This window comes from Sorangium sp. So ce119 (assembly GCF_051524405.1).
Classification (GTDB): domain Bacteria; phylum Myxococcota_A; class Polyangia; order Polyangiales; family Polyangiaceae; genus Sorangium; species Sorangium cellulosum_G.
Window position 1 is genome coordinate 3,612,851 of record NZ_CP150310.1, and the last position, 15,810, is coordinate 3,628,660.

Consider the following 15,810-nt stretch of genomic DNA (forward strand, 5'->3'; position numbering starts at 1 on the left):
CGCGCGCGCCGGATGAACACGCGCGCCGCGGCGCTACCCCAGCCACGCGCGCGCGAGCGCCAGCGTGCGCGCGTTCTCCGGCACGTTGTCCAGGAAGCACGCCCGCCACGCCCGGTTCGCGATCTTCCCGGCGCGCTCCAGCAGCCGGTCGCGCCCGAGCGCGATCGCCGCGCGCGCCCTCCGCCCGTCGCCCGAGGCCGCCAGCGCCTCGGCGTGCACCAGGTAGACGAGCGACTCGCCCGTCTCCAGGTGGCCCAGCGACGTCACCACCGCCGACGCCAGCTCCGCCGCGCGCCCCGCGTGCTCCAGCGCCTCGGCGGTGCGCCCCTGGGCGAGCAGCACGTTCGCGAGCGTCGCGAGCACGCACGGCGCCAGCGGCGGCATGTCCGCGAGCAGCTCGCACGCCCGCCGCGCCTCGGCCTCGGCCGCCGCGAGGTCCCCCGCGAGCCGGAACGCCTCGGCCAGGTAGATGTACGTCCCCCCCTCGAGCCGCCGCTGCCCCGCCGCCACGAAGTGCCGCCGCGCCTCGACCTCCAGCGCCCGCGCCTCCTCGAGCGCCCCGAGGTGCAGCAGCGCGCGCCCCAGGTTCTCCTTCGCGTGCGCCACCGTGTTCGCCAGCGCCAGCCGCTCCGCGTCCGCCAGCGCCGCCCGCAGCAGCGCCGCCGCCTCCGCGTACGCCCCGAGCTCGTTGCAGAGGTGCCCCGCGTTGCTCCGCGAGCTGCACGCCATGCGCGCGTCGCCCGCGTGCGTGAACCGCTGCGCCGCCGCCTCGCACCGCTCCCGCGCCGTGCCGAGATCCCCCGCCAGGATCGCCCGGTGCACCCCGAGCCGCAGGATCGCCGCGCTCACCGCCGGATCGGTCCGGAACCGCCCCTCCACCGCGTCGATCCGCCGGCACAGCGCCGCCGCGTCCTCGCACTCGCCCCGCAGCACCAAAAGCCCGCTCGCCGCCTGCGCCATCACGATGAGCTCGGGCCCGCGCGCCGCCCGCTCCGACCAGCGCTCGCACAGCGCCCTCGCCAGCCCCGTCGCCGTCTCCTCGTGCCCCAGCGGGCAGGCCGCCAGCGCCACCAGGTTCGCCGCGCGGTACCAGCGGATGCTCCCCTCCGGCAGCGCCCCCATCGCCGCGATCGCGTGCTGCTCGGCCGACGCGAAATCCCCGCGGTACCGGTGCGCCTCCGCCTGGATGGTCGCGATCTCCCCGAGCTCCTCGCCGGCCGCCCCGCACGCGATCGCGCGCTCGGCGCGCTCGATCGCCGCCGCATAGTCGTTGCCCCCGAGCGCCTGCTCCGCCGCCCGCCGGTAGCAGTTGATCGCGCGCTCGCGCTCCCCGCCGATCTCGAAGTGCGTCGCCAGCACCATCGCGTCGGTCTCGCCCGCCCGCGCGAGCCACCCGCCCGCGAGCTGATGCCCGAGCGCCCGATCGTCCTCGGTCAGCATCTCGTACGCCGCGTCCCGCAGCAGCGCATGGCGGAAGATGTATTCCACCTCGCCGTGGAATTTCGCGTCCGGCCGGCGCGCGACGAGCTCGCGCTGCTCCAGGTCCGCGAGGCAGGCGTCGAGCTCGGCCTCGTCCACCGGGTCGCCGAGCAGCGCCTGCGCCCCGCCGCGCCAGAACACCTCGCCGAAGATGCTGCCGGCGCGGAGCAGCCGCCGCGCCTCGGGCACGAGCCCCGCGAGGCGCGCCTGCGTCATCGCGAGCACGGTCTCCGGCACGCCGTCGGGGCGGCCCTCCATCGCGGCGCGCACGAGCTCCTCGAGAAAGAACGCGTTGCCCGCGGAGCGCCCCACGAGCTCCTCGACCAGGGGGGACGGCGTCGCGGGGCCGAGCGCCTCCAGCACGAGCCGCTCGCACGCCTTGCGCGACAGCTCCTTGAGGCGGAGCTCGGTGAGCGCCCGCTCCTCCCACAGGCCCGGGAACGCCTTGCGCACCTCGGGGCGCGCGAGCGCCAGCACCATGAGCGGCTGGTCGACGAGGAGCCGGAGCGCCGCGTCGACGTACTCGACCGTGGGCCGGTCGCCCCAGTGGAGGTCCTCGAGGACGAGCAGCAGCGGCCGGGCGGCGCACTCGGCGCGGGCGAACTCCACCCAGGCCCACTGCATCTGGTCGCCCATGCGCTTCGCGTCCTGCCGCGCGGCCTGGAGCAGCACGCTGTCCTCGTCGGGGAAGGGCGTGCTCACCATCTCGCCGAGGAACTCGGTGACCGGCCGCCGGAGGTGCTCGGGCACGTGCGCCGCGACGCGCGCGGCGAGCTTCTGCCGCCGGGCCTCGAGCGGCTCGCCGTCGAGCAGCCGCGCGGCGCGCCGGACGATCTGGCCGAGCATGCCGAACGGCGCGCCGACGCGCATCGAGTCGCCGCGCGCCGTCCAGATCTCGACGGGCTCGCCGCGGCCGGCGAGGCGGCGCACGAGCTCGTGGCGCAGGCGCGACTTGCCCACCCCGGCGCCGGCCGTGACGAGCACCGCGCGCGCCTCGGACTCCGCGGCGCACTCCTCGAACGTCGCCTGGAGCAGCAGCAGCTCGCGCTCGCGGCCCACGCACGTCGTCGGCTTGCCGAGCAGCCGGCGCGCCTCGTCGGCGGCCTCGATCTCGTCGACGAGGACGAGCCCGTCGTGAGCCCGCGCGACCTCGAACCTGTCGCTCAGCAGGGCGGCGGTCATCGGATCGAGCAGGATCGGCGGCGCGCCGTCGACCGCGTCGGCGGCGCGCCCCTCGACGAGCGCGCTGGCGCGGCCCTCGAGCAGCGCGCTGGCGCGGTCGATGACCTGCTCCATGGGCTGCGCCCGCTCGATCTCGTCCCACCCGGTCGAGAGGGCCACGCGCGCGCCGGGCAGGAGGCCGCGCAGCGTCAGGGCGCAGCGCGCGGCGCTCGTGGCGAGCTCGGTGGGCGAGCCGGCGCCCGAGAGCACCGCCGCGAGCGAGCCGTCGCCGAGCAGCTCGAGCTGCGCGCCGTGCCGCGTCACCACCTGCCGGAGCGCCTGCGCCGTCAGCCCGGCGCTGTCGAGCGCGCGCCCGTCGGAGAGCGGGACGGTGCGGTCGCGCAGCAGGCCGGCGGCGAGGAGGCCGCGGCCGAGGTCGCCGACGTCCGCGGCGAGGATCACGCTGGCGAGGCGCCGCTCGCGGCCGGTGAGCGCGGCCGACGACGCCGGCGCGGCCGACGAGACAGGCCCGGAGAGCTTCGCCTCGAGCGCCCGCAGCGCGTCGACGACCGCGAGGGCGTCGCCGGGGCGCGCGGCGGGCTTCTTGGCGAGCAGCTTCGCCACGAAGGCGTCGAGCGCCGGCGGCAGCCCGGGGCAGAGCGCGCTGGGCGGCGGCGCCTCGTCGAACACCACCTTGGCGAGCGTGGCCACGAGCTGCGCGGCGGCGAACGGGGGCCGGCCGGCGAGGCACGTGAACAGGACGCACCCGAGCGAGTAGAGGTCCGCGCGGGGATCGATCTCCTGCTCCCCGGTGACCTGCTCGGGCGGCATGAACGACGGGGTGCCCAGCGTCTGCCCGGTGCGCGTCAGCGCGTACGTCGCGTCGTGGAGGTGGACGAGGCCGAAGTCGACGATCTTGACCTGGTCGAGATCGCCGTGAGGCAAGAAGAGGTTCTGCGGCTTGATGTCGCGGTGGATGACCCCCCGCGCGTGCGCGACGGCGAGCCCCTCGGCCACCCGGGCCGCGAGCCGGAGCGCGGCGGTCGGCTCCAGCCGGCCGCGGAGGAGCCGCGCGGCGAGGTCCTCGCCGTCGAGCCACTCCATGACGAGGTACGGCTCGCCGTCCGGCATCGCGCCGTCGTCGACGTACCGGACGATATGGGGGTGATCCAGCGCGGCGAGCGCGCGCGCCTCGCGGGCAAACCGGTTGCGCGCCTCCTCGCTCGGATCCCTCAGGAGCTTGATGGCCACCGGCGCGCCGGTCGCGACGTTCCGCGCGAGATAGACGGTCCCGAGCGAGCCTGCCCCCGCCCGCCGCTCCACCTCGTAGTGCGGTCCGATCCGCTGCCCCGGTGTCATCGGCGCAACAGTATCGCATGAGCGTACAGGTGGGCGCGTCGCCGGCCCGGCGCATCACGGGCCCGGCGCGCGATGGCGCCGATCGACCGATCCAGCGGCCGGGCTGCCGCGTCCATGGGCAGAAATCCGCGGCGTGCAGGGGGCGCTGGGTTGTCCTACATGTAGGGAACTTGGATCCAGTTCTGAAGCCGAGGTACGCTGCAAGATTCGCCGCGAAAAAGTTGTTCGTTCGGTTCGCGATGACGTACCCAGTCGAGCGCGTCCCCGGCCTCGATGGAATCCGGTGGGCGCCGAGCTCCCATTGCGTCAACGGCGCTGAGTGAACGCCGGCAGACGGGCATCCGAGCGGGCTCGGCCGTCGGACAAGCCACGTCTTACGAACCATTCAAGGAGGTTTCTGGTGTCAAAGGTAGTCGTCGTCACCTCGGGCAAAGGCGGAGTCGGCAAGACCACCACGACCGCAAACCTCGCGTCCGGCATCGCGGCGCTCGGCTACAAGACGATCGCCATCGATTTCGATGTGGGGTTGCGCAACCTGGATCTCGTGATGGGGTGCGAGCGCCGGGTGGTCTACGATCTCGTCAACGCGATCCGCGGCGAGGCGACGCTTCGTCAGGCGGTGATCAAGGACAAGCGGATCGAGACCCTCTATGTGCTCCCTGCGTCGCAGACGCGGGACAAGGACGCGCTCACGCTGGACGGCGTGGGTCGCATCCTCGACGAGCTGCGCGCGGCGGGGTTCCAGTACATCTTCTGCGACTCGCCGGCGGGCATCGAGTGGGGCGCCCAGATGGCGATGTATTTCGCGGACGAGGCGATCGTGGTGACGAACCCCGAGGTCTCGTCGGTGCGCGACTCGGACCGCGTGCTCGGCCTGCTCGACGCGAAGACGCGGCGGGCGGAGCTCGGCGAGGAGGCGGTGAAGACGCACCTCCTGCTGACGCGGTACTCGCCGTCGCGGGTGGCGAAGGGCGAGATGCTGGCGCACCAGGACGTGCTCGAGCTGCTCGGCATCCCGCTGCTCGGGGTGATCCCGGAGTCGACGGCGGTGCTCCAGGCGTCGAACGCCGGGACGCCGGTGGTGCTCGATCCGACGAGCGACGCGGCGCAGGCCTACCTCGACGTGGTCCAGCGTTTCCTCGGCGAGGAGCGCCCGCACCGCTTCCTGGAGCCTGCCAAGAAGGGGTTCTTCAGCCGGATCTTCGGCGGCCAGGCGGCTACCGCCTAGGGGGTTCTGCCATGTCGATCATGGATTATTTCCGGAGGTCGCAGCCGAAGTCGGCGACCGTGGCGAAGGAGCGACTGCAGATCATCGTGGCGCGCGAGCGCGTGCGCCCGACGGGCGAGCCCGACTACCTGCCGCGGCTCAAGCAGGAGCTGCTCCAGGTGATCTCGAAGTACGAGCGGATCGACCTGGATCAGGTGAGCGTCAACGTCGAGCGCAGCGGCGACTGCGACGTGCTCGAGCTGAACGTGGTGCTGTCCGAGTCGGAGAAGGCGGCGGTGCGCGCCGCGGCGGCGACGCGGGCGCCGACCGGAGCGCGGGTCTAGACGCTCGTCGCCCAGGCGCGGCTCTGGCGGCGCGGGGTGCCGAGCACCCCGTCACCGCGTGGATGAGCAAGGCCCGAGGGCCCCTGCGGGCCGCGTCGCGCCCATCGAAGAGGGCGGCCATCCGGCTCCGGATGCGCCGAGGGCGGACGCGGCGGTTCACCCTTGACATCGTCGAAGCCCCTTGCTTTCCCTTCTCTGGCGAGCGTAGCCGCGCCGTGGGACGCACTCGCGCGCGCGACGGCTGACGCCCCTCGTCTCATTGCCCGCAGCGAACGCCATGACCACAACCGCTCCAGAGGCCGGCTCGCAGCGATTCATCGAGGATCTCGAGATCAGCGGCTATGGCTGCGTCTCGAACGCTTCGTTTCGCCTGTCGCCCCTCCATGCCTTCGTCGGGCCGAACGACAGCGGCAAGAGTACGATCCTCCGCGCGGTACAGACGCTGCTCATCGCAGGGGCGGCCAGGGGCGGCGAGGGGATGCAGCTCCTGGCCGGAGGGGATGCTCGCTGGCCCGCGCCGGACGCAGGAGAAGCACGGATCCGGGCACGCCTCCGCGGACACTCGACGTGGTACGAGCTGGCGCGGCAGGGCGGTCATAGCGTCGAACGACTGCGTGTCTCCGACACGCAGGGACAAGAAGCGATCGAGTGGCCGCTCCAGCACGGCAACCTGCCCGGGTTGCTTCCCTCGGTCGCCACGCACGCGGTCGTGAGGGTTGTCCACGGCTCTGTGTCATCGAAGACACCGTCCGGAAGCACTCCCATAAAACCCGGGAACCTCGCGCTGGTCAATTCTACGGACGTCGGCAGGCTCGTCGATGGCGGTATGGCATCCGTGGCAGCCGACATCGACCGAGAAGCCCACGAGCTCGCCGCGTGGATCGCCCCAGCAAGCCTGCTCCGTCTCGACCCGGACGCGCTCCGCCGCCCGTGCTCGTTGATCCCGCGGAACGTACGGATCGGGTTCCGCGACGAGCGTGGCTACGGCTTGCCCGGCGTGCTGGAGGCGATCCGCGACCGCGACGAGGCCGGCTACCTCGCGCTGCGCGACCGCTTCTTGCGCATGTTTCCACGCGTGCGAAGCCTGCATATCCCCTCGATCAGCGAGACCGAAAAGAGCGTCGAGGTGACGCTGCACAGCGGAAAGCCGGTCCCGGCCGCGCTGATGAGCGAAGGAATGCTCTACTTCCTGGCTTTCCTCGCGTCATCGAACGCCGATCGCGCGCCCGTCCTCCTCGTCGAGGAGCCGGAGAACGGCCTTCACCCCTCGCGGATCGGCGAGGTCATGAGCGTGCTCCGCGAGATATCGACGACCACGCAGGTCCTCATCGCGACGCACAGCCCCCTCGTGGTCAACGAGCTCTCGGGTAGCGAGGTCACCGTCGTCGTGCGCGATGAGGAGCAGGGATCGAAGGGCACGTTGCTCGAGGACACGCCCGGCTTCGAGAAGCGCTCCAAGGTCTACGCCCTCGGTGAGCTGTGGGTGAGCTACGCGAATGGCACCGACGAGGCCCCGTTGCTTCACGGCCAGGTGCGCATGTGAGTGGCCCGCTGCGCGTCTTCCTGGCAGGCGAAGGGCGAAACGAGCTCGGCTCGCGAGCCGGGCACCCGTCGTACCAGTCGAACGTGGAGGTCGGGATCCTCGAGGCGCTGCTCGCTCGGATTCGCCGCGACGGCTGGACCGTCGTGGGTGCACTTCAATGGAAGCACCTCTGCAAGCTGCGGGCGCGCGGCCCTTCGCCCACCGAAGCGGAGCAGATAGAGCGGCTCATCCTGCGCGCGGAGGAAGCCGAGGCGGACATCGTCGCCTTCAGCCGGGACGGCGACGATGAAGGCGCGGCGCGGCAAGAAGCCGTCCTCGTGGGGGTTCAACGTGCCCGCGCGGGGCTGTCCAGGCCGCTCGCGGTGGTCGGAGAGGTTGCGCTCCCATCGCTCGAGGGATGGATCCTCGCGCTGCTCGGCCAGCGTGGGACAGAGGGCATGACTCCGGCGCGCGCGTGTCGGGAAATAGAAAAAGCGGGGCTCGCCCTCAAGAGCACGGCGTCCATGGTGCGTGTCGTCGAGCAGTGCCCGGATCTGAGCGAGGTGCCCGACGACGCGAAGGGGCTCATCCGCTGGAGAGATACCGCCCAGGCAGCGCTCGCGCCCTCGCCAGGATTGCCCGGAGGGGCATGACCCGGGATCGTTCCTGGACTTGACGATTGCGGCGTGCCTGACTGCTGTATTCGGCGGGGTGCCCTCGGCCGTGGCGATCTCCCGCTCCCGCTCGAGGCAACGGATGTGCTCGTCCTGTGGGGTCTCGTAGCAGGGGCCCGCGAGGGGGCGCGGATCGTGCGAGGGTCGAGGTAGATCGGCCACGCAAGGCAGGGGGCCGGCGCGGGGACGCCGGGACCCTGCTCACGAGAGCGCGGCGCGAATCAGTTCTCGAACCGGATGTTGTCCATGTAGTAGGGGCCGGAGTTGGCGGTCACGTTGAAGTTGAACTGCAGCTTCACGTCGCTCGGCGCCGCGTTGAGCGCCGCCAAGGTGGCCGCCGGGAGCTGCGCGAACGAGACGGTGTTGAACACGCCCCGGGTGAGGCCGTTGAGCACGACGTTGCCGACCCACTGGTTGTTGATGCCGGCGGACGGGATCGAGATCAGCACCTCCAGGTTGCCGACCCAGCTCGGGTTCGGCTGTTGCTTCGACACGAAGAGATCGAGCTTGATCTTGTTGCCCACCGGCGTGAGGCCCGAGGTGCTGAAGTTCGGGCTGACGATCGCGTTGAACGAGCTCGGCGTCCGGACCTCCAGCGACGCGATGCCCTCCTGCACCCGGCCCGTGTGGGTCGCGAGCAGGGCCTGCGATGAGGTCCACGCGCCCGGCTTCTCGAACCCGAGGGTCGCATTGTCGAGGAGGAAGTCGGTCATGACCCTCTCGCGGAACGGGAGGAACACGTCGAGGACGGCCGTCGACAGGATGAAGCGCCGCGGACCATTCACGTTGTTCGGGTCGACCGGCTCCGTCTTCTCGGAGGTGTGGGTGAAGATCAGCGTCTTGGGGAACGGATCCGACAGGCCCACGTTGAGGCTGCTGCTGGGGCTGTTGCTGGCGTCCACGGGCTCGTGGCACCCCGCGCAGGCGAGGGACTGAGCGCGCCCGACGATCTGATCCACGGACAGGTTGCCGGGGGTGCCGGACAGGTTGCTGCCCATGGCGGTCAGCTTGTTCGCGATGTTGGTCCTCAGGGTCGACGTCCCGCTGCCGATCGCGTTCAGGTAGTTGTTCTGGAGGGGGATCATCAGGCTCTCGCCCGCGTTCATCGAGCTGGGCAGGGCCGACGGGTACGCGAACCGGTTGACGTCATCGGCCGCGGCGAGCCTCTCCACCATGTTCGGGAGGACGGTGCTCTGGAAGCTGGTGACCCGCGAATCGCCCGAGATGCCGGGCGCGAAGAGCTTCGCTGACGGGTTGTCCTTCACGAAGGACGGGACGACGTTCAGCGAGGGGCTGACGCTGGTGCCGTGCGTGAGCCTGTACTCCCGGAGCGACCAGGCGTCGAACGCCTCCTGGAACAGCAGGAACTCGTTGGTCCGGATCTGGCCGTTGTTCGGGCCCGGCGTGTGGCCGTAGTTGTCGATGTGGATGACGGGCCCGACGCCGGACGCGGGCAGGCCATTGAAGTAGAAGGACTTCAGCTCCGCCGCCCGGGTCGCCACGCTCTTCGAGGGGCTCGACTGGTTCAGCCAGAACTGGACGATGGGACGGCATCCTTCCCGGCCGAGGCTGGGGGTCGGGTTGGGCAGCCGGCCCTCGAAGATGATGAAATTGCGCCGAGAGGTCTGGTCGGGCCTCGCAGAGTCGAAGTCGGGGTGGCCCGACTTCCGCGCGAACACGATCCGGTACTCCCCGCAGTGGGCGCCGTCCGGAGGGGCGAGATCGAAGCGGTTCGCCAGCGTCGTCGCCATGTACGCATTGTCGCCGGCCGTCGTGGAGAACGGATCGCTGGCGGACTCCTGTCCCACGGTCCGGGGGCACCGGACCGGCCACCCGTTGATGGACCCCGTCGTGGGCGTCTCGCCGGGCTGCGGGGGAGGAAACACGTCGTTCGGGTTGGCGGCCACGTCATTGCAATGCGCGACGGAGGGGAAGAGACCGGGGGCTTCCCGGTACGTGTCCATGAACCGCCGGAACAGCGTGAGGGGCGTGAGGCCCGGGACGCCCGACTGGGTGACGAGCTGCTGAAGGACGTCCTTCAGCGAGAACTGGGACACGATGTCGACTTCCGTGACGGTGAGCGACTTCAGGGGGTCGATCGGGAACTGCAACGAGAGCTCCTCGGCGGCCTCGCCGAGCTCGACCTCCGTCGCGTCGAACAGCTCGCTCGAGCCGTCCACGTCCCCGTCCTCCGGCTCGAAGTCCGCGCACGCAGCAGGCAGGAGCGCGAGCGCGGCCAGCGCGGCGTGCCGCGCCCTCCGCCATGTCCCGGCGGAGCCAGAGACAGACAACGAGCGCACCGAAGTGCTCGAACTCGAACGCTTGCAGAACATGAGACCTCCTGGAAACGACCATGATGACGAGCGCGCGCCCGCCGATGGGCGCGCGCTCGAGGACAAAGAGAGATGGAGTCGAGGCGAGCGCTGGAGAACGCCGCGCGCCGGCCTGATGAGCGGATCAATCACGCTCGCCATGGCCTGGACACGCGCCGCCGTGGCCCGCGCTGTCGTGCAGCGCGGCCTTCTGGATCGTTCGAGGTGACGATCCTGCGATGCCCTGCTCGAGCGCCGGTCGCTCTCGCGATCAGTTACAACCGAGCGCGACGGGAATATGGATGGTGTTTACGTCCGGGGCAAGCATTACATTCTGTCGCGAGCTTCTCTGTTCCCGGCTCGCGCGCCGCCGCGAAGATGCTTTGCTCGGTGCACAAAATGGGTGACGCCGACGCGCACCGCCATGGCGGCTCGGGCCGTGTCGAAGGGGCCGCGTCCACGCTGCGGTCACCGGGCTGTGGCGGGAAGATGCGTCCTGGGTCTCTCAGATGCGATAGCCAGATCCGATAGCCGGGCCAGCGGCGAGGGGGAGCCTCGCGCGGCCTGGATCCCCGCCGGAAGCATCCGGTATGCCGAGCGCGCGATCCCACGGGAGGGATGGCCTGGTTGCCGGATCCCGACGCGACCCACGTCGAGGTCGCCGAGGTCGCCGCAGCGACGCCTGCTGGCAACGTTTGCCTCGCTGGCAATTCTTGCCATGGTGCGATGGCAAAGTTTGCCATGTCCCCGCCGCGCCCAGGTCCGAGGAGGTCGAGCCGGTCAGGCAAGGCGCCGATGACGGACGCCGCGGGCGCGACGCGCCGAGGTGGCCGACGACCCCGGCGCGCTCCCGTCGCTCGGTGACGTCCGCCGCGGCGGGGCGCCCTCGGCCATCGCGATCTCCCGCGCCCGCTCGGAGGCCGCCCGGATCAGCGGGCCGAGGAGCTCCGCCGGCGAGCGCTCCTCGTTCCAGCCCGGTGGCTCGCCGAGCTGCGTCAGGAGCGCGGCGTGGGCCGCGGGCGGCTCGAGCGCCACGTCGAGCGCCGGCGGCGGCTCGCGCCAGGCGTCGAAGTCGCTCGCCGCCCTCCTGGCGAGCGTCACGGTCACGATCGGCGGCGCGTCCTTTTCGCAGGCTGCGGCCTTGCCGGCGACGAGAGCTGGTTCCACGGTCCGCGGCTGCATCCCACTGGAGGTGCAGGCGCGCCACCTTCGACCATCACCGCACGGCTTCGGCAGGTTCGCCACCAGCGGCACAGAGGGCATCCGGGTATATCGCGCCATGCCCCTGGCTTGCCGCTCAGGGGCGGTACCGCGGATCGTCGAGGAAGGCGGGATCGGTCAGCGACCGCAGGAACGCCACCAGATCGGCCTTCTCGTCCGGAGAGAGCCCCAGCTCATCGATCTGCGGATCGGTGGAGAAATGGCCCAGCCCGCCGCGATCGTAATGGTCGACCACCTCCTCCAGCGTCGCCAGCGATCCGTCGTGCATATAGGGGGCGCTCGCCGCAATGTTCCGCAAGCCGGGCACCTTGAATTTGCCAAGGTCTCCCGTCCGTCCGGTGATCTTTTGCCGGCCGACGTCACCGCCGTCGAGGTAGGTGCCGTTGTTGAAGAAGCCTTCGTTAGTGAGCATTCCGGACGGGTGGCAATGGAAGCACCCAGCCCGCTCGGTCAGGAACAGCGCCTCGCCGCGGCGCTCGGCGTCTCCGAAGCTCGTGTCATCCCCGCGCTGGTGCCGGTCGTAAGGGCTGTCGGCGCTGACGATCGAACGGACGAAGCTGGCGATGGCCTGGCGCAAGGACGCCTCGCCCGGAGGCCCGCCATAGGCATCCGCGAACGCCTTCACATAGACGTCATCGCCGGCGACGCGAGCGACGGCCTCGGCGAGCGGTAGATCCATCTCGTCGGGGTGCTCGATGGGCTTGCCGGCCTGCTCTTCCAGGGTGGCCGCGCGGCCATCCCAGAAGAAGCTCTCGCCCCAGGCCAGGTTCACCAGCGCGGGCGCGTTCCGCTGCCCCAGGCGGCCGTCGACCCCCCGGGAGACGGGGTCCGGATCGGCGAAGGCGTGCTCCGGGCGGTGGCAGCTCGCACACGCCATCTCACCGGTGCGAGAGAGGCGCTTGTCGAAGAAGAGCCTCTTGCCGAGCTGGGCCCTCGCCTCGGTGAGCGCGCTTTCGGCCGGCGCTCTGGCCGCCGCGCTGCGCGCCGGAAACCCGGCGGGGATGGCGTCCGTGACGAGCGGCGGCAAAGGTGCAGGGGCCGCCGCCCCGTCGTCGCCACATCCGCCCGCAAGGAGCAGCGCCGCCAGGCCGATGGCCCCTCCACGGTTGAAGCGCGGCATCACGGGCCGAAGGCGAACACCGTCAGGTCGGGGATGCCGCGCCGCAGGCGCTCACCCGCGAGGAGCTCGTCTCCCACGGGCCCGGGCGGCGACACGAACCCGGTCAAGTCGACGTCCGCCGTGGCGCCCTCGAAGACTTCGTCCATGACGACCCGGACGACCTTGGCCGTCGCGCCGCTCGCGGGCACGGACAGGGCGCCTCGTACCTCGACGGTGGGGGCGAGATCCATGACCAGGTTGCCTCCCATGTGGATCGCCCGCGGAACGCTGTCCGTCCCTCCGTCCGGATCGACGGGACCACCCCCGGCCGGCGGAGCCACGCTGCCCTCGTAGCGCAGGAAAAGGTAGCCAGTGTGCGGCCACGTCATCTGGGAGGCTTCCGACAGAGGCGCGACGCTCGTTTCGGGCCGGGAGATGTTGCAGGCCTGGTGCAGGCCCCAGACGAAGCTGACGCCTTCATAGCTGCCAGCCGGAGCGCGCAGCCGGAGCGTGGCTGAGCCGGGGTCCTCGGCGTTGTAGAAGTGGACCCCGTAAGGAGTGGGGGCGCCGTCCGGGCCGACGATATCGACGAACACGAGATCTCCGTCCGCCCCGATCAGCGCCGCGTGCGAGACGTAGAAGCGAACGTTGAGCGGCGTGACGGTGCTGCCGTCCGGCGCGACGTTCGGCTCGCCGAACACGAACGGCTCGTCGCCGAGGACAAGCTCGAACGCGAGCTCGACGATGGTGCCCTGGGTCCTGATGGACGCCGGCCGCTCTGCGCAACCGGTCGGCCAGGTGGCCTCGGCCTGGCCGCCCGCGCCGGCGGCGTCGGGCTGGGCGGCCGCTCCACCCGTGCCGCCCGCCCCACCGGATCCGTCGGGCTGGCTGCCGCCGGCCCCGCCGGTCCCGGACGCCATCTGCTGAGACGAGCACGCGCCGCAAGCGGCTGCCGCGCCCAATAGCCACCCGATGAATCGGAACAACTCAGGATATTTCATCGTGAGATCGATTGTACGCGTTGACGCACCGCGCGGGAACAGATGACGCTCCGCTGGGATTTTGCTGGGCGAGACGCGGGGGGCGCGCTGCCGGCGCACGGCGACGCCCGGTGCAGCGGGGGCCCCTCGGCCATCGCGATCTCCCGCGCCCGCTCGGAGGCCGCCCGCATCAGCGGGCGATGTCCTCCGCATCCGGCCCGCGAGGCGCTCCGCCGCGAACTTCGCCCGCTTCGCCATGGAGGCGATCGCCTTCGTCCACGTGGCGTCGTCGAGCCGCGCGAAGGTGAGGATCGCAGCGGGCGGCGCTCGGCGAGGAGGCGGTGAAGACGCACCTCCTGCTCATGCGGTACGCGCCGGCGCGCGTGGCCAGCGGCGAGATGCTGGCGCACCGGGACGTGCTGGAGCACCGGTCCGTTCCAACGAGGCGCGCGCGCCCCCCGGTGGCGTCCGTGCCAGAGTGCCAGAGTGCCAGCGTGCCAGGGTGCCAGCGTGCTGCGGTGACCTGCGCGCGGCGCGCTCTCGCTGCCCTCGCGGAAGAGCTCAGTCGTCGGGACGCCTCTCCTCTCCGCGCGATTCGCCGCGGTGGCGCTCCGGCGTTCTCTCCCGAGCCGTCATGGGCCGGGCGAGACATCCGCGGAGCCTTGCCCGGCATGCGCGTTGCTGGATGGCCGGGGGAGCCCGGAAGCGCCAACGAACGGCAGCCCATGCCGCAACCGCGACTTCGAAAGCGCGCCAACACGGCCCCATGCAGAGGAGAAGGCATGGGGCCATCTTCCGATGCCCGCCATCGAGAGATGGCAGCGAGGAGAGAGACATGAAGAAGATCGTTCGGTTGAGGTTCGCGATGCTCGCGGTAGCGCTTGCTGGCTGCGTCTCAGAGACACCGGAGACCGAGAGCTCCGACGCCGCGGGCGCCGAGGAGCTGCAGACCTCCCAGTCCGCGCTGCACAACGGCATCGCCGGGAGCTTATCAGGCCGCGTCGGCCTCTGGAGAATGAATGGCGACAACTGGTGTTCCGCCGTGTTCCTCCCGGACCAACTGCTGGAGGGCGGCGACTCGAACTGGGTCCTGACGAGCGAGTACTGCACCAGCGACCTGGGCTCGACCTACTCGGTGGTCTCCACGACCGGCGCCGTCGCCAACGTGGACAAGGTCTACTACCACCCGCTCGCCGAATGGGACCTTGGGCTGGTCGACAGCTACGGTAAGGTTGACATCGTGCTCGCTCATCTCGCGAGCACCGTGGACCTGAACGCCCCTCCGATGACCTTCTCGTTCTTCAGGAGCGAGAGGAGCGTGATCCAGGAGAGCGCGATAGATGACAGGGTGTGGGGGTTCTCGTTTGACGACACGGCGACCGGCAAGGCGGACTCCCAGTGGAAGTCTCACATGATGGTGAACGAAGTGGTGCCAGACTATTACGCCGCCGATGAAGGCGGCCCCGTCTGGCAGAGCGAGCATCCGAGCGGCGAGTGGACGCTCGAGGGGGTTGACACGAGTGCCGGCGCCACCCACAGCTACAGCTTCGCGGCATGGGTCATGGACGCGCTCAAGTGCGGGCCGTTCGACACCAGCGACATCGATGACGGCTTCTGCTCCCCGGACTGCAAGTGCGGCGTCGGCGAGGGCGACTGCGACACGGACTTGGATTGCAAGGCCGGTCTCGTCTGTGGCAACAACAACGGCGCCCTCGTGGGCTTGCCCGACGTCTTCGACGTCTGCGTCGAGCCCGGCGCTCGCCAGTCGAGCAGCGCGAGCGGGTTCTGCGCCTCGGTCGGCGGATGCCAGATCTACGAGGGGAACTGCAACAAGCACAGCGAGTGCAAGGAGGGTCTGGTGTGTCGTCCCGACGTCGGGTACGCCATCGGAGAGAGCGACACGACCAACGTGTGCGACCTGCCGCGGATGCCGGGGACCAGGGAGTTCAACGAGTACCGGTATTCGACACAGGGGCGATGCACGGTGGACGAGCCGTGCGCTCTCGGCGACGGCGATTGCGACTCCAGCAATCACGGGACGTGTCGCGGTTTCCTGAAGTGCAAGGCGAACGTCGGCCACCACTTCGGCTTCGATGACAGCGCGGTCGACGTCTGCGTGCACCCGGACTTCTACTAGAGGTAGAGGCCGGGCTCCGTGGGGGGCGGTCGCGAGCGCTGCTCCCACCCGAACGGCGCCTCGGCGTGGTCAGACCAGCCGTCGCTCTCGGGCCGGCCGTCGTTGCCGCAGGTCGCCGGAGGACTCGGCTGCTCCTCACGGCTTGCCCGCCCGCGCGAGCCCGCCGGGCGCGTGCGTCCGGGCGCTCCAGAGCAGGATCGCCGCCACCGCGGGCGCGGCGATCGCCACGCCAGGGTCTGGAGCGAGGTCGCGTTCCAGCCGTGACACCGGAGCAACGCGAGGACGCGCTCGCGTTCGGGGCTCGGCTGGGGCGGC

11 protein-coding genes are annotated in these 15,810 nt (G+C 71.0%); 5 read left to right on the forward strand and 6 right to left on the reverse strand.

Annotated features, from left to right (window positions below; all coding sequences use genetic code 11):
- Positions 1–33 precede the first annotated feature (33 nt).
- Positions 34–3,999: a serine/threonine-protein kinase gene (locus WME76_RS13510; protein ID WP_437960538.1), complete on the reverse strand. Its 3,966-nt coding sequence runs from the start codon at positions 3,997–3,999 to the stop codon at positions 34–36.
- A 400-nt stretch (positions 4,000–4,399) separates the two neighbouring features.
- On the opposite strand from WME76_RS13510, the gene minD reads away from it, so the two are divergent.
- From minD to WME76_RS13530, 4 genes are all read left to right on the forward strand, one after another.
- Positions 4,400–5,227: a septum site-determining protein MinD gene (minD, locus tag WME76_RS13515; protein WP_437960539.1), complete on the forward strand. Its 828-nt coding sequence runs from the start codon at positions 4,400–4,402 to the stop codon at positions 5,225–5,227.
- An 11-nt stretch (positions 5,228–5,238) separates the two neighbouring features.
- A complete protein-coding gene (minE, locus tag WME76_RS13520; RefSeq protein WP_433936556.1) occupies positions 5,239–5,550 on the forward strand; it encodes a cell division topological specificity factor MinE in 312 nt (103 codons plus the stop codon).
- A gap of 277 nt (positions 5,551–5,827) precedes the next feature.
- Entirely contained in the window at positions 5,828–7,093 is a 1,266-nt protein-coding gene (locus WME76_RS13525; RefSeq protein WP_437960540.1) for an AAA family ATPase, read from the forward strand.
- A complete protein-coding gene (locus tag WME76_RS13530; RefSeq protein ID WP_437960541.1) occupies positions 7,090–7,725 on the forward strand; it encodes a hypothetical protein in 636 nt (211 codons plus the stop codon). The genes WME76_RS13525 and WME76_RS13530 overlap by 4 nt, the downstream gene beginning before the upstream one ends.
- A 242-nt stretch (positions 7,726–7,967) precedes the next feature.
- Here the strand turns inward: WME76_RS13530 and WME76_RS13535 are convergent, their stop codons facing one another.
- The 4 genes from WME76_RS13535 to WME76_RS13550 all read right to left on the reverse strand — a co-directional run bounded on the left by WME76_RS13535 (position 7,968) and on the right by WME76_RS13550 (position 13,298).
- Positions 7,968–10,046: a hypothetical protein gene (locus WME76_RS13535; protein ID WP_437960542.1), complete on the reverse strand. Its 2,079-nt coding sequence runs from the start codon at positions 10,044–10,046 to the stop codon at positions 7,968–7,970.
- Between the two features lie 792 nt (positions 10,047–10,838).
- A complete protein-coding gene (locus tag WME76_RS13540; RefSeq protein WP_437960543.1) occupies positions 10,839–11,225 on the reverse strand; it encodes a hypothetical protein in 387 nt (128 codons plus the stop codon).
- A gap of 130 nt (positions 11,226–11,355) precedes the next feature.
- On the reverse strand, positions 11,356–12,306 hold the full coding sequence (locus WME76_RS13545) for a cytochrome-c peroxidase (protein WP_437960544.1): 951 nt from the start codon (positions 12,304–12,306) through the stop codon (positions 11,356–11,358).
- Positions 12,307–12,398: 92 nt separating this feature from the next.
- Entirely contained in the window at positions 12,399–13,298 is a 900-nt protein-coding gene (locus WME76_RS13550) for an MbnP family protein (RefSeq protein WP_437960545.1), read from the reverse strand.
- Positions 13,299–14,193: 895 nt separating this feature from the next.
- Between WME76_RS13550 and WME76_RS13555 the strand changes: the two genes are divergently transcribed.
- Entirely contained in the window at positions 14,194–15,495 is a 1,302-nt protein-coding gene (locus WME76_RS13555; RefSeq protein WP_437960546.1) for a hypothetical protein, read from the forward strand.
- A 135-nt stretch (positions 15,496–15,630) separates the two neighbouring features.
- Here the strand turns inward: WME76_RS13555 and WME76_RS13560 are convergent, their stop codons facing one another.
- The gene (locus tag WME76_RS13560) at positions 15,631–15,762 is read right to left on the reverse strand and encodes a hypothetical protein (protein WP_437960547.1); all 132 of its coding nucleotides are present in this window, start codon (positions 15,760–15,762) and stop codon (positions 15,631–15,633) included.
- Between the last annotated feature and the right edge of the window lie 48 nt (positions 15,763–15,810).